This window comes from Litorisediminicola beolgyonensis, assembly GCF_042679605.1.
GTDB lineage: Bacteria > Pseudomonadota > Alphaproteobacteria > Rhodobacterales > Rhodobacteraceae > Litorisediminicola > Litorisediminicola beolgyonensis.
Genome location: NZ_JBHTMU010000061.1, coordinates 1 through 13,525, shown reverse-complemented (window position 1 = coordinate 13,525; position 13,525 = coordinate 1). Strand labels below are relative to the sequence as shown.

Sequence of the window (13,525 nt, the reverse complement as noted above, 5' to 3'; positions counted from 1 at the left end):
GCCCGGGCTGGCAGGGGCTCGACCGCGCCACTGGCACCGGGCTCTTCTGGGACGGCGCCGCCTGGACCCCCCTTCGCGCCGCCACCACCGGGCTCGAGGGCGTCGGCATCGGCACCGGCTGGGACGCCACCAACCGGCTGGCGGTGGCGGGCGCGGCGAGCCTCTTCACCCATGCGGGCGGCGGGCACCGGGTCACGGTCAACAAGGCGGCCCCGTCCGAGACCGCGACGCTCCTGTTCCAGACCGGCTGGTCGGGCCGGGCCGAGATCGGGCTCGCGGGATCGGACGCGCTGTCGGTCAAGGTCTCGGAGGACGGCACGGCCTGGACCGAGGCTGTGACCGTGGCCGGGACGGGCGCGGTGGGCATCGGCGTGTCCGCGCCGCAGCGCAGCCTGCATCTGGGCGATGTCCTGCGGCTTGAACCGGGCACGGCCCCGACCAACCCGGCAGCGGGCGATCTTTATTTCGACGCGAGCCTCGGCACGCTCCGCTGCCATGACGGCAGCACCTGGCGCGACCTCTTCTGAGCGCTCCCGGGGGCCTAGCGCGCCCCCGCCTTCACCCAGCCGAGGAAAGCCGCGTCGGCCGAACCCAGCCGCTTGCGGCCGGTCTCGTCCCACCAGGCGGCCCAGGTGGCGGCCAGCGCGTGCACATCCGCGCCGGGACGAAGCGCTTTCGCCGCCTCGAGCGCGGCCTCGGAGGGGCGCGGCGCCCCGGCGCGGCTCACGGCCTGGCGGCGCAGGATCTCGATCACGTCGCCGGGCGCCTCGGTCAGGCGGTACTCGGGCAGGTGGTCCTCGGCGATCATCTTGCGCAGCGCCGCGCGGAACACCCGGACCGGCGCGGTCGAGCCGGATTTCTTGTGCAGCGTCGCCACCGACACCTTCCACGCCGCCTGCCGCCCGCAATGCTTGCGGGCAAGCTCGTAGATCCGCCGCTCCAAGGGCTTTCGCAGCCGGAAGTAATCACGGCTGAGCGTCAGCACCGATTTCGCCAGCACCGCCCGGAAGAGCCAGTCCGAAAGCGTCACCGTCACGCTGATCATCCGCCCGCCGCGGCTCTTGCGGACGATCTCCCAGGCCTCGATCAGGCCGAAGCCGCGCGTGGTCTCGAGCCCGCCGGTGGCGAGATTGGTGGTGATGCGCGTGCCCGCGAGCCGCTCGAAGGCCTCCTTGAGCCGCGCATAAGCATCGCCCGAGGTGTCGCGATTGGTCGCCACAAGCAGGTCATGCGCCCGGAGCTTCAGCGTCCGCGACACCGCGCGGCCGGAATTGAGCCCGGCCATCAGCTGGCTGATGCAGTAGATCAGCACATCCTTGTCGTGGATCGTCGCGCGGCCCTTCACGCTCGGGGTGACCTCGATCGTGGTGCCGTTGTGATCGTAGCTCAGGACCCGCCGGTCGGGCCGGGTCGAGAGCGAGAAGATCGGGTGCTCCATGCTGCCCAGATCGTCCTTGGGGCTGGCGTCGAAGACGTCGGCCACGAAGAAATCCGCCGTCGGATGACGGTCGGGCAAGAGCCCCCCTGCCCCGCTGGCAGCGCTCCCTGTGGTCATGCCTGTCCTCTCGCGGGGGTCTCGGAGACCCCTCTCATGCCTGCTCGATGACCCCTTGGCCGTGACCGACTCTTATCGGGGTTTCAGTGACACCCACCCTAGAGTTATCCACAGGTCCCGTCCAGCGCGCCGTCGTCGGATCGGAGTCGCCTGCCCGTGGGATCGGAGTCGCACCATCGGGGGATCAGAGTCGCCACCCCCCGCCAGCGGACCCGATCGGACCATGGAAAACAGGGGCTTGGGAAAAGAGCCCGGGCCCCGTAACGTAATAACTAACAAAAAATAACTGGGATCAGCGGGGACACGGCCCCTGCCCCCGCGCCGCACCCGGCCCCATCCCCCCTGAAATGCTGAGAAAATCGCGCGATGTGGCGGTTTTTCTTCCATGTGTCGCGTTTTGCTGTATCCTGACCAAAAGCGCACACATGAGGGCGAAACGCCCCGCCAGACAGCGCCAGAGCAGCCGCCCCGGAGCCCCACTTCGGGACCCCGGAGACAGAGCAGAAGACCCGCAGACCACAGGCAGAGCGCAGGCCAGATCCCATGAAACCCGATCCCAAGGGGCTTCCCCCCTATCTCGCCATCGACCCCAACCACGCCGCCGAGGCGCTCGGAGCCCCCGCCACCACCCAAGGCTTCGGCGCCATCGCGCGCGCCTGCGCGGCGGGGCGCGACGATCTCGCGTCGCGCGGGCTTCAGGAGGATGGCGGCCGACAGCTCAGGCTCTTCTCGACCTGGGAGATCACCCGCTACCTGATCCCGGTCGCGGTCGGCCATTTCCGCCGGGTGCTCAAGCAGAACCCCGAGCTGCCGCAGGGCCGCTCCGAGACCGAGGGCGGCGCCAAGTGGTTCACCCTCGACGAGGTGCTGCGGCTCCGCGCCCATTTCGCCGCCGAGGGCTCGAAGGCGAAAAGCTACCTGCCCTACCGCCCCGAGGGTCTGCCCGCCAAGATGGTCGCCGTGGCGAACTTCAAGGGCGGTGTCGGCAAAACCTCGACCGCGGCGCATCTGGCGATGTCGGCGGCGCTCGACGGCTACAAGGTGCTGGTGATCGACCTCGACAGCCAGGGCTCGATGACCTCGATCTTCGGCGGCAAGGTCGCCGATGAATGGCAGACGGTCTTCCCGCTCTTGGCGCGCCACTACGCCCGCCACCTGCGCGCCGACAACCAGCGCAGGCTCGACCGGGGCGAGGCGCCGATCCCGCTGGACGACACCCTGACCGAGGCGCTGGAGACCCGCGCGCAGGCGCTCGTGCAGAAGACCCACTGGCCCAATATCGACCTGATCGGGGCGCAGCTGAACCTCTACTGGGCCGAGTTCCAGATCCCCGTCTGGCGGATGCAGGGGCGCGGCTGGAAGCTCTGGGACGCGCTCACCGACACGCTGGCCGAGGACGGCCTGCTCGACGAGTACGACGTGATCTTCCTCGATACCCCGCCCGCGCTCGGCTACCTCACGATCAACGGGCTCGCGGCCGCCGACATCCTGCTGGTGCCGCTCGGCGCGTCGTTCCTGGAGTTCGACTCGACGGGGCGCTTCTTCGACATGCTGCACTCGACCTTCTCCTCGATCGAGGAGGCCGAGAACATGGCCGCCCGCGCGCTCGGCCGCGAGGGGCTGTCCTTCCAGTGGGACGCGGTGCGCGCCGTCGTCACCCGCTACGATGCCACCCAGCAGGCGGAACTGGCCGCCCTCATGCAGGCCTATCTCGGCCCCACCCTCTCGCCCCACCGGCAGGATTTCACCGCGCTGATCGGACAGGCGGGCGAGCAGGTGCAGGGCATCTACGAGGCCGATTACCGCGACTTCAACCGCGAGACCTATGCCCGCGGCCGCGAGACCTTCGACGCCACCTATGCCGCCTTCAAGAGCCTCCTCGTGGGCGCCTGGCGCCGCGACGCGGAGGAGCGCCACCAGACCGCCGCGGAATGACACTCTTACCGCGACAGGGGCGCATCGCGCGCCCCGTTCAGACCCTTTTCAGGCCCGATCCCGCATAATCGGCCCCCGACACCCGGAGACCCGCCATGGCCAAGCGCAAACGCCTCGACCCGCCCGTCCTGCACCGGCTGAGCCCCTTTGCCGACCCCGCGCCCGAGAGCGCCCCAGACGGCACTCGTGGCCCCGCCTTCGCCACGCCCGAGCGCGCGGCCCCCATCGCCGATATCGCCGGGGCCGCCTCGGCCTCCGCCGCGCTCGAGGAGATCTCCGACACGCTCCGCCGCGCCCGCGACGAGGGGCGGATGATCGTCGAGCTGCCGCTGAACCAGATCATCGACGACCACCTGATCCGCGACCGCATGCACGCGCAGGACGACGACATGGAGGCGCTCGAGGCCTCGCTCCTGGCGCGCGGCCAGCAGACCCCGATCGAGGTGGTTCAGACCGGTCCCGAGGCCTATGGCCTGATCTCGGGCTGGCGGCGGCTCGAGGCGCTGAAGCGGCTCTCTCTCGGTAAGGGCGATGCCCGGTTCCGCACCGTCAAGGCGCTGGTCCGCCCGCCCTCGGAAAGCGCCGAGAGCTATCTCGCGATGGTCGAGGAGAACGAGATCCGCGCCGATCTCAGCTTCTACGAACGCGCCCGCATCGTGATCCTCGCGACCCGGCAGGGCGTCTTTCCCGACACCGAGACCGCGCTCAACACGCTCTTCGCCTCGGTGCCCCGCGCCCGGCGCTCGAAGATCCGCAGCTTCCTCGTGGTGGTGCAGGCGCTCGACGGCGTGCTGCGCTTCCCCGAGGCGCTGACCGAGAGGCTGGGCCTGCAGCTGATGAAGGCGCTCGACGAGGACGCGGGCTTCGCCGAACGGCTCCGCGCCGCGGGCGCGGCCGAGCCGCCCGCCGATGCCGGCGCCGAGCGCGCGCGGATCGAGGCCTGTCTCGAGGCGCAGAAACAGGCTCTAAAGGCCGAAACAGGGTCTAAGAACCCCGGAAAACGCCGGATGGATGCAGGGGGCGGCATCACGCTCGTGGCCGAGAAGGGCAAGCTCACCCTGCGCGGCCGCGTCGACGCCACGCTCGAGGCCGATCTCCTGGACTGGCTGCGCGCGCGCGGCGCCTGAGCGCCGTTTCGCTGCGAAACAGGGTCTGTTTCGGCGCTATTCGCCGGGATGGCTCGCCAGCCGGTCGAGATAGGCGCCGTAGCTGTTCTTGCCGAACATCGCGGCGCGGTCGCGCAGCTGGGCCACGTCGATCCAGCCCTGTTCGAAGGCGATCTCCTCGGGGCTGCCGACCTGCTGGCCCTGCCGCTCGCTGAGGGTCCGCACGAAGTTTCCCGCATCGAGAAGGCTCGCATGGGTGCCGGTGTCGAGCCAGGCATAGCCCCGCCCCATCCGCTGCACGTCGAGTAGCCCGTCGGCCAGGTACATCTCGAGGAGCGAGGTAATCTCGAGCTCGCCGCGCGCCGAGGGCGTGACGTGCCGCGCCCGTTCCGGCGCCGAGCCGTCGAGGAAATAGAGCCCGGTCACGGCAAAGGGCGAGGGCGCGACCTGGGGCTTCTCGACGATCGAGCGAACCCGGCCCGAGCCGTCGAAATCCACCACCCCGTAGCGTTCGGGATCGGCGACGCGGTAGCCGAAGACGGTGCCGCCCTCTTCCCGCGCATCCGCCGCCGCCAGCCGCTCGGGCAGACCGTGGCCGAAGAAGATATTGTCGCCCAGGACCATCGCCGAGGGCGCACCCGCGAGGAACTCCTCGGCCAGGAGATAGGCCTGTGCCAGCCCGTCCGGTGAGGGCTGCTGGATATAGCTGAGCGTGAGCCCCCACTGGCTGCCATCGCCCAGCGTGCGGCGGAACTGCTCGGCATCCTGCGGCGTGGTGATCACCGCGATCTCGCGGATCCCCGCCAGCATCAGCACCGACAGCGGGTAATAGACCATCGGCTTGTCGTAGATCGGCAGGAGCTGCTTCGAGACCCCGATGGTGATCGGGTAAAGCCGCGTGCCGCTGCCCCCGGCGAGGATGATGCCCTTGCGTCGTGTCATGTCCGTCTCTGCCCCAGCTCCTGCAGGATCTCGTTCAGTCCCGCTGTCCAGTCCGGAGGGCTAATGCCGAAATCGGCCCTGAGTTTGGCGCAATCGAGCCGGGAATTGAGCGGCCGCTCGGCGGGGGTGGGATACTCGGCGGTCGGTATGCCGGTGACGGCCACCTCGCGGCCCGACTGCGCGAAGATCTCGGTGGCGAACCCGGCCCAGCTCACCGGCGGTTGCCCGGCGAAATGATAGGTGCCGCCCCCCTGCCCCGCGACCATCGCCCCGGCCGCCTCGACCAGCGCCTCGGCGATGGCCCGTGCGGGCGTCGGCCCGCCGACCTGGTCGTCGACTACCGAGAGCGCGTCGCGGGTCTCCGAGAGCCGGAGCATGGTCTTGACGAAGTTTGCCCCATGCGCCGAGACCACCCAGGAGGTCCGGAGGATCAGGTGTCGCCCGCCGGCCGCGCGCACCGCCTCTTCGCCCGCGAGCTTGGTGCGGCCATAGGCGTTTCGCGGCGCAACAGGGTCGTCCTCGCGCCAGGGCCGGTCGCCCGAGCCGTCGAAGACGTAATCGGTCGAGATGTGCAGGAAGGGCAGATCCCGCGCGGCACAGGCCCGCGCCAGCGCCCCCGGCGTCTCGGCATTGACCACATGCGCGGCGGCCTCGTCGCTCTCGGCGGCATCGACCGCGGTCCAGGCGGCGGCGTTGATCACCACGTCCGCATCGGTCTCAAGGACGTGTTTCGCGCAGGGGTCCGGGAATGAAAAATCGGCCAAGTGCCTGTCGAGAAACGAAAACACCCCCATGTTTCGCTGCGAAACAATCGCCAGTTCCCGCGCCACCTGCCCGGATTTCCCGAAAACGAGGAGTTTCATGCCGGTCTTTCCTTTCGTCGCGCGGGCCGTCTCAGCCCCAGCGCGGGGCGTTCCACCAGGTGCCAAGAGGCCACGGCGCAGAGCAGCGCCAGGGGCAGGGCGATGGCGATGACCCCGCCGGGCGTCTCGGCCCCCAGATGCGTGAGCGAGAGCTGCTGGAGCGGCCAGGCGTAGATATAGACCCCGTAGGAATAGTCCCCGAGCCTGTTGAAAGGCAGAAGCCGCGGCGCGGGCCAGAGCCCCGCCACCAGCACCCCGTAGGCCAGCGTCGCCTGCAGGAGCGGCAGGTAGAGCGCCGTGCCCTGCGCCAGCGCCGCCGCCCCGCCGAGCGCCAGCACCGCGAGCGGCCACATCGGCACCCGGTCGCGCCAGGCATAGAGCGCCGCGCCATAGGCGAAGGGCAGGCCGACCCAGGTCAGGCGCATCTCCTCGCCGCCCCAGAGGCAGAGCGCCACGGCGACAAGGCTCGCGATGCGGAGCCCACCCTCCGTTCGGAACAGACCGATCATTCCGACGAGCAGCACCGCGCCATAGCAGACGATTTCGTAGTAGAGAGACCAGAGAACATTGTTGACCGGCGGACCCCATGGTGCGGTCTCGAACACGCCGGGCAGGGTCATCTGGGCTCCGAACCGGAAGGTCAGGTTGGTTTCGAGAAACCGCGCCGCAGTGTCCCAGTAGATCCCGGGCGGCGCGGTGGTGACCCAGAGCCCCAGAACCAGAACAGTCAATCCGAGATTCACCGCCAGGGCAGGGTAGAGCCGCAGGAGACGGGCGGAGACGTATTCCGGCACGCTGCGGCGCTGGTCGAAGCTGCGGGTGACGTAGAAGCCGGAGATGGCGAAGAAGACAAAGACGCAGTGATTTCCGAGCGGGATGCCGGTCAGCTCGAGCAGCGGCTCGCGCCAGGGCCGGTCGCGCCCGTCGGCGAGGGGAAAGGCATGGGAGACCAGGACGCCGGTGGCGGCCAGGAGCCGGATCAGGGTGAAATGGTTGTCCCGCCCGACCGCGCGGTCTCCGAGCGTCATCCGGTCCCGAGCCTCTGGCCCACGCCCGCGCGCTTCTGCAGCGCCCGCCACCAGGGCTCGTTCTCGAGATACCAGCGCACCGTGCGTTCCAGACCCTCTTCCAGCGTCACCGAGGGGCGCCAGCCCAGTTCCTCGCGGATGCGGCTGGGGTCGATGGCGTAGCGCAGGTCATGGCCGGGCCGGTCGGTGACGAAGCGGATCTGCTCGGAATAGGGTCTCTCCTGCGGCCGGAGCCGGTCGAGGATGGCGCAGATCATCCGCACGAGGTCGATGTTCCGGGCCTCGTTCTCGCCGCCGATATTGTAGCTCCGCCCCGTCGCGCCGCGCTCCAGAACCAGAAGCAGCGCATCGGCGTGATCCTCGACATAGAGCCAATCGCGCACGTTCTCGCCGGTGCCGTAGACCGGGATGGGCTGGCCCGCGAGCGCGTTCAGGATCACCACCGGGATCAGCTTTTCGGGGAAGTGATAGGGGCCGTAATTGTTCGAGCAGTTGGTCAGCACCACCGGCAGGCCGTAGGTCTCGTGCCAGGCGCGCACCAGGTGGTCCGAGGCCGCTTTCGACGCGGAATAGGGACTATTCGGCGCATAGGGCGTCTCTTCGGTGAAGAGGCCCGTCTCGCCCAGCGTGCCGAAGACCTCGTCGGTCGAGATATGGTGGAAGCGGAACCCCTCGGGGCGTCCCTGCCGCTCCCAATACGCGCGGGCGGCCTGCAGAAGCGTGTAGGTCCCGGTCACGTTGGTGTCAATGAAGGCGCCGGGGCCGTCGATCGAGCGGTCGACATGGCTCTCGGCGGCCAGGTGCATGACCGCATCGGGGGCATGGGTGCGGAAAATCGTCTCTAACGCGGCGGCATCGCGGATATCGGCCTTCTCGAAGACATGGCCCGGCGCGTCGGCCACGGGGGCGAGGTTCTCGAGGCAGGCGGCATAGGTCAGCGCGTCGAGCGTGACCACCTGGTGCCCGCGGGCGATGGCGAGGCGAACGACCGCCGAGCCGATGAACCCGGCGCCGCCGGTGACGAGGATCTTCATGGCGTTTCCCCAAAGGTGAAAGGCAGGTCGGCCTCGGCCAGCCGCGGCGCGCGGGCGTCCTTGTCGGAGAGCTGCGCGTCGGCGCGGGCGACGCCCCAGTCCACGCCGATCCCGGGATCGTCGAAGGCGATGGCCCGGTCGCAATCCGGGGCGTAATAGTCACTGCATTTGTAGACGATCTCGGTGTCCGGCGCGCGGGTGACGAAACCATGCGCGAAGCCCGCGGGGACCAGGAGCTGGCGGCCGTTCTCGAAGCTCAGCTCCACGCCCACCCAGTGTCCGAATGTGGGCGAGCCGCGGCGGATATCGACCGCCACGTCGAACAGCGCGCCGCGTCCGCAGCGCACCAGCTTGGCCTGCGCATGGGGCGGGGTCTGGTAGTGCAGGCCGCGCACCGTGCCGGCCGCGCGCGAGAGCGAGTGGTTGTCCTGCACGAAATCGATGTCGATGCCGCGCTCGGCCAGCCGCGCGCGGTTCCAGCTTTCGGAAAAGAAGCCGCGCGCATCGCCATGCCGCGCCGGCGTCAGGATCAGCACGCCCGGAAGCGCGGTCTCGTCGATCTGCACTGCTCTGTCCTCGTCTCGCCGCCCCCCGGGTCCCATGCTTAGCCGGGGCTGCAGGGCCTGTCACATGCGCTCGGTGACGGCGCCCGGCCGGTGTCGACGGTTTGACACAGCGGGCGATCCGGGCTTTAGCGCGGGCGGAGACGACCCGCTGGGAGTGACGAGGGTGAACGAGCGCGCGAGGACGGGGGCCGGACGGCTCGTGGCGGTGGTGGTGACCCATAACCGCCCGCACCAGCTACGCGTGACGCTGGCCCGGCTTCTCGAGGCGCCCGAGGCCGAACTGGCGGCGGTCGTCGTGGTCGACAACGCCTCGAGCGACGGCGAGACGGGACGGGTTCTGGACGCGATGTCGGGGCCGCGGCTCGACGTGTTTCGCAGCGAAACCAATCTCGGCGGGGCAGGGGGGTTCGAGCAGGGCATGCGCCGGGCGATGGCCGAGCATGCGCCCGACTGGCTCGTGGTGATGGACGACGACGCCCGCCCCGAACCGGGCGCGCTCGCGGCCTTCCACGCCTGCGATCTCGCGGGCTGGGAGGGGGTCGGCGCGGCGGTCTACTGCCCCGACGGGTCGATCTGCGACATGAACCGGCCCGCCTTCAACCCGTTCCGCTCGGCCCGGCTGTTCCTGAGAACCGCCATGGGCGGCGGGCGCGAGGCGTTCCACCTCGGCCCCGAGGACTACCGCGGGCCCGAGCGGCGGGTCGACATCCTGTCCTTCGTCGGGCTGTTCCTGAGCCGCGCGGCGGTGGAGCGGGTGGGCTATCCCGATCCGGGGCTGTTTCTCTACGGCGACGACCTCCTCTACACGCTGGGCCTGACCGAGGCGGGCGGGCGGCTGAAATTCGCGCCGGGGGTGCGGTTCGAGCATGATTTCACCTCGCACAAGGGCGGGGTGAAACGCTTCGTGCCCTTGTGGAAATGCTACTACCACCACCGTAACCTGCTGATGATCTACCGCCGGATCGCGGGGCCGCTCTTCTGGCCGGCACTCCTGCTGATCCTGCCCAAGTGGCTCTCGAAGATCCGGCACTATTCCGGCGAAAGACGGCTCTTCCTACGCCTGATCGGCGCCGCGCTCCGCGACGGTCTCGCCGGCCGCACCGGCACCGATCACGCCACGGTGGTGGCCCGCTTCACGCGTTGATGATGTCCTTGTGGTGCTTGCCGAGAAGCAAGAGCCCGAGGACCAAGAGCGCCATCGAGACGAGTGTCACGTAAGCGATCGAGATGTAGCCGGGTGCGTACATCGGGTAGAAGCCTTCGCGCATCAGTCCGGTGATGTGGATCAGCGGATTGTACCAGAGAACCTCCTTCGCCAAGGGAGGCATGTCGTCGTAGATGAAGAACACGCCCGAGGCGAGAAACAGAGGCCGGGTTATGATCGACCAGATATTGTCCCAGACTGGAAACAGCCCTCCGAGGACGCAGTTCATCGATCCCACGCCAAGTCCCAACAGCGCGGTAAGACACATCGCCTCAATGATAGGACCGATCTGCAGCACGCTGCGGGTCTCGCTCAGCATCAAGATGCCGCCTAGAAGTAGGTAGGAAATCAGCAGGCCGGTCAGCAGGTTCAGCACGAAGCGCGCGAGAAGCGCGTCGATCCAGGTCACCGACGGATAAACCAGAAGTCCCTTGGAGAATTTGAGGGAGCGGGCGACGTTATTGGAGATGTCGTTGAAAATGTTGAAGGGAAGAAATCCGGTTGCGTAGAACAGGATGAAGCTGTTGCCGAGCGAGGGTGAGCGCAGCACCAGCGAAAAGCCTAGCGCTAGAACGAGGATGGCGCCCAGGGGTTCGAGGATCGCCCAGACATAGCCACCGGGCGTGCGACCGTAGCGGGTGCTCATCTCGCGCAGCATCAGGGCCAGGATCGAGCGGGCCATGGGAAAGGACCGGGTGGGGCCGGTCGACAGGCGGGCGGGCGCGTCGTCGCGCATCGGGCGGTCCCTTCACTGGTCTTTGCGGGCGCGATTATGTAGAAGGGGCGGAGAAAGATCAAACTGGCCGGTCTCGGCCCAAGGGCCTGATTTTCATGAACAATCCATCGGATCCCCCGTTCCGTTCGCTGCGGCTGGCCGAGGCTGCCGAGGCCCCCGACACGCCCGATCCGGCACTGGAGCCGAAAAAACGCAAGGGCAAGCGCCGCAAGCTCCTGGCCGATGACGGCTCGACCGTGAAGGTCCGCGAGATGGCGGGCCCGGCGCGGCTGAAGCGGCGGCACTGGGGCGTGGTCGGCGGGTTCGCCGCGGTGGTGCTGCTGCCGCTCGCCCTGATCGCGGGGTATCTCTGGTTCGTCGCCGTCGACCAGTACAGCTCCACCACCGGCTTCACCGTGCGCCAGGAAGAGGGCGGCAGCGCCACCGAGCTTCTGGGCGGGTTGGCGCAGTTCGCCGGCACCAGCGTCGGCAGCGAAAGCGACGTGCTCTACGAGTTCATCCAGAGCCAGCAGATCGTCGAGGCCATCGACGGCAAGCTCGGCCTGATCGGTCTCTATTCCGCCCCGAAAGACACCGATCCGGTCTTCGCGCTCGCGCCGGACGCGACGCTGGAAGAGCTCGTCTCCTACTGGCAGCGCATGGTGCGGATCTCCTACGACCAGTCGACCGGGTTGATCGAGCTCAGGGTTCTCGCGTTCTCGCCGGAAGAGGCGCAGGGGGTGGCCCAGGCGATCGTCGCCGAGAGCCAGGAGATGATCAACACGCTCAACGACCAGGCGCGGGTCGATGCGCTGCGCTATGCCGAGGCCGATCTCGAAGAGGCCCTGACCCGGCTGAAAGCGGCCCGCGAGGCGCTGACCGAGTTCCGGCTTCGAACCCAGATCCTCGATCCCCAGGCCGATATCCAGGGCCGGATGGGCGTCTTGAATACCCTCCAGCAGCAACTTGCCGAGGCGCTGATCGAATACGACATCCTGCTCCAGCGCAGCAGCGACACCGACCCCCGCGTGGTGCAGGCGCGCCAGCGCATCAACGTCATCCGCGCCCGCATCACCGAGGAGCGCCAGAGCTTCGCCTCGGATGACGGCAACCCGGTGGCGGACGAGGACTATCCCACGCTCATGGCCGAGTACGAGAGCCTCGTGGTCGACCGGGAGTTCGCCGAAGAGACCTATCGCGCCGCGCTGGCGGCGATGGACGTGGCCCGTGCCAACGCCTCGCGACAATCGCTCTATCTCGCGGAATACATCCAGCCGACCTTCGCGCGCAGCTCGGAATTTCCCCAGCGGCTGGTGCTGACCGGGCTGGCGGCGTTGTTTCTGGGCCTGCTCTGGGCGATCCTGGCGCTGGTCTACTACTCCATCCGCGACCGGCGCTGAAGACGGACACGGCAGGCGATGATCCGGCTAGACCACCTGACCAAGAGCTTTCGGGTCCAGGGCGCGCGCAAGATCGTCATAGACGATCTGTCGCTGGACATTCCCACCGGCATGTCGCTGGCGCTTCTGGGCCGCAACGGGGCCGGAAAATCGACCCTGTTGCAGCTCATCGCGGGCACGCTGCGTCCCGATCACGGGCGGGTCCTGACCGATGGCGCGGTGTCCTGGCAGATCGGCCAGGGCAACGCCTTCCACCGCGAGCTGACCGGGGCGCAGAACGTCCGCTTCCTGGCGCGGCTCTACGGGGTCGATACCGCCGAGATGAGTGCCTTCGTGCGCGATTTCGCCGAGCTGGGCGCGCATTTCCACATGCCGCTCAGAAGCTATTCCTCGGGCATGAAGTCCCGGCTGACCTTCGGCGCCTCGATGGCGATCCCCTTCGACACCTACCTGATCGACGAGGTGACGGCGGTCGGAGACGCGCGGTTCAAGCGCAAGAGCCTCGCGGTGTTCAAGGACCGGCTCAAGGGGCGCAGTGCCGTCTTCGTCAGCCACCAGATGAAGCAGGTCCGCGAGTTCTGCAACGCGGCGCTGGTGCTCGAGGAGGGGCGCGCGCATTTCTTCGACGATGTCGACGCGGCGATCGAGATGCACCAGGACCTGATGCGTTAAGAGCAGTTAAGCTTTCGCAAATCTTGCCGTTTCCGGCTTAACCTGCGTTAAAAAACGGCTTGGTCTGCACCCGATGTTCAGACCTTTCCCCTAGGGTTGTCCATGGGTGGCGACGGCTCTTGGGAGTGGTCCAAATGATTGAATTTGCTGGCCGTTTCGGCCAGGGCAGCGCTGCCCTGGCACAGGATATCTGCGTCCTGGCGACAGGCGCCGGAGAGGGCGGCCCGGTGGTCTGGGCGGCGACCGGCACGGGCGGCGGCGTCACCGCATGGCAGCTCGGGATGGGCCGCCCGGTCGAGATCGACAGCGCCTGGTATCCCCGGGCCTGGTCCGGCGCGGAACTCGGCATCGCGGTGCCGCAGGAGGGCGGCGGGCTGATCGTGGGCGCGGTGGCGGGCCGCCTTCTGAGCCTGACCACCGGGCCCTCGGGGCATCTGGGCGGCGCGCGAGCGACCGACCTGGCCGAGAGCCGCCTCGGCGCGGCGGATCTCGTGGCCTCGGCGGG

At 68.5% G+C, this 13,525-nt stretch carries 14 protein-coding genes; 7 read left to right on the top strand and 7 right to left on the bottom strand.

Annotated elements, in window-relative coordinates:
• A partial coding sequence (locus ACFQ4E_RS19690) for a hypothetical protein (RefSeq protein ID WP_386806244.1) occupies positions 1–527 on the top strand: 527 nt, incomplete at its 5' end.
• Positions 528–541: 14 nt separating this feature from the next.
• On the opposite strand, the gene ACFQ4E_RS19685 is transcribed toward ACFQ4E_RS19690, so the two are convergent.
• On the bottom strand, positions 542–1,555 hold the full coding sequence (locus ACFQ4E_RS19685) for a replication initiator protein A (protein ID WP_386806243.1): 1,014 nt from the start codon (positions 1,553–1,555) through the stop codon (positions 542–544).
• Positions 1,556–2,098: 543 nt separating this feature from the next.
• Here ACFQ4E_RS19685 and ACFQ4E_RS19680 point away from each other — a divergent pair.
• Together ACFQ4E_RS19680 and ACFQ4E_RS19675 are read left to right on the top strand one after the other, a co-directional pair.
• Positions 2,099–3,490: an AAA family ATPase gene (locus ACFQ4E_RS19680; protein WP_386806242.1), complete on the top strand. Its 1,392-nt coding sequence runs from the start codon at positions 2,099–2,101 to the stop codon at positions 3,488–3,490.
• 95 nt (positions 3,491–3,585) lie between these two features.
• Positions 3,586–4,617 carry a ParB/RepB/Spo0J family partition protein gene (locus tag ACFQ4E_RS19675; RefSeq protein WP_386806241.1) on the top strand — a complete coding sequence of 344 codons (1,032 nt, stop codon included), beginning with the start codon at positions 3,586–3,588 and terminating at the stop codon, positions 4,615–4,617.
• Between the two features lie 36 nt (positions 4,618–4,653).
• Here ACFQ4E_RS19675 and rfbA read toward each other — a convergent pair whose 3' ends face one another.
• Genes rfbA through rfbC form a run of 5 tightly spaced genes read right to left on the bottom strand, consistent with a single transcriptional unit; the run spans position 4,654 to position 9,029 of the window.
• Entirely contained in the window at positions 4,654–5,538 is an 885-nt protein-coding gene (gene rfbA / locus ACFQ4E_RS19670) for a glucose-1-phosphate thymidylyltransferase RfbA (protein ID WP_386806240.1), read from the bottom strand.
• Complete coding sequence (gene rfbD, locus ACFQ4E_RS19665; RefSeq protein ID WP_386806239.1) at positions 5,535–6,401, bottom strand: dTDP-4-dehydrorhamnose reductase; 867 nt, start codon at positions 6,399–6,401, stop codon at positions 5,535–5,537. The genes rfbA and rfbD overlap by 4 nt, the downstream gene beginning before the upstream one ends.
• Positions 6,398–7,429, bottom strand: coding sequence for an acyltransferase family protein (locus tag ACFQ4E_RS19660; protein WP_386806238.1), 1,032 nt, complete (start codon positions 7,427–7,429; stop codon positions 6,398–6,400). Before ACFQ4E_RS19660 ends, rfbD begins: the two co-directional genes overlap by 4 nt.
• Positions 7,426–8,463, bottom strand: coding sequence for a dTDP-glucose 4,6-dehydratase (gene rfbB / locus ACFQ4E_RS19655; protein WP_386806237.1), 1,038 nt, complete (start codon positions 8,461–8,463; stop codon positions 7,426–7,428). Before rfbB ends, ACFQ4E_RS19660 begins: the two co-directional genes overlap by 4 nt.
• Positions 8,460–9,029 (bottom strand): dTDP-4-dehydrorhamnose 3,5-epimerase, encoded by a 570-nt coding sequence (gene rfbC / locus ACFQ4E_RS19650; protein WP_386806236.1) that lies wholly within the window; start codon positions 9,027–9,029, stop codon positions 8,460–8,462. The genes rfbB and rfbC overlap by 4 nt, the downstream gene beginning before the upstream one ends.
• Before the next feature lie 163 nt (positions 9,030–9,192).
• Between rfbC and ACFQ4E_RS19645 the strand changes: the two genes are divergently transcribed.
• A complete protein-coding gene (locus ACFQ4E_RS19645) occupies positions 9,193–10,173 on the top strand; it encodes a glycosyltransferase (RefSeq protein ID WP_386806235.1) in 981 nt (326 codons plus the stop codon).
• On the opposite strand, the gene ACFQ4E_RS19640 is transcribed toward ACFQ4E_RS19645, so the two are convergent.
• A complete protein-coding gene (locus ACFQ4E_RS19640) occupies positions 10,163–10,969 on the bottom strand; it encodes an ABC transporter permease (protein WP_386806234.1) in 807 nt (268 codons plus the stop codon). The genes ACFQ4E_RS19645 and ACFQ4E_RS19640 overlap by 11 nt on opposite strands.
• A 95-nt stretch (positions 10,970–11,064) precedes the next feature.
• Here ACFQ4E_RS19640 and ACFQ4E_RS19635 point away from each other — a divergent pair, with 95 nt between their 5' ends.
• The 3 genes from ACFQ4E_RS19635 to ACFQ4E_RS19625 form a co-directional block, all read left to right on the top strand.
• Complete coding sequence (locus tag ACFQ4E_RS19635) at positions 11,065–12,348, top strand: sugar transporter (protein ID WP_386806233.1); 1,284 nt, start codon at positions 11,065–11,067, stop codon at positions 12,346–12,348.
• Between the two features lie 18 nt (positions 12,349–12,366).
• Positions 12,367–13,020: an ABC transporter ATP-binding protein gene (locus tag ACFQ4E_RS19630; RefSeq protein ID WP_386806232.1), complete on the top strand. Its 654-nt coding sequence runs from the start codon at positions 12,367–12,369 to the stop codon at positions 13,018–13,020.
• Positions 13,021–13,154: 134 nt separating this feature from the next.
• A partial coding sequence (locus ACFQ4E_RS19625; protein WP_386806231.1) for a hypothetical protein occupies positions 13,155–13,525 on the top strand: 371 nt, incomplete at its 3' end.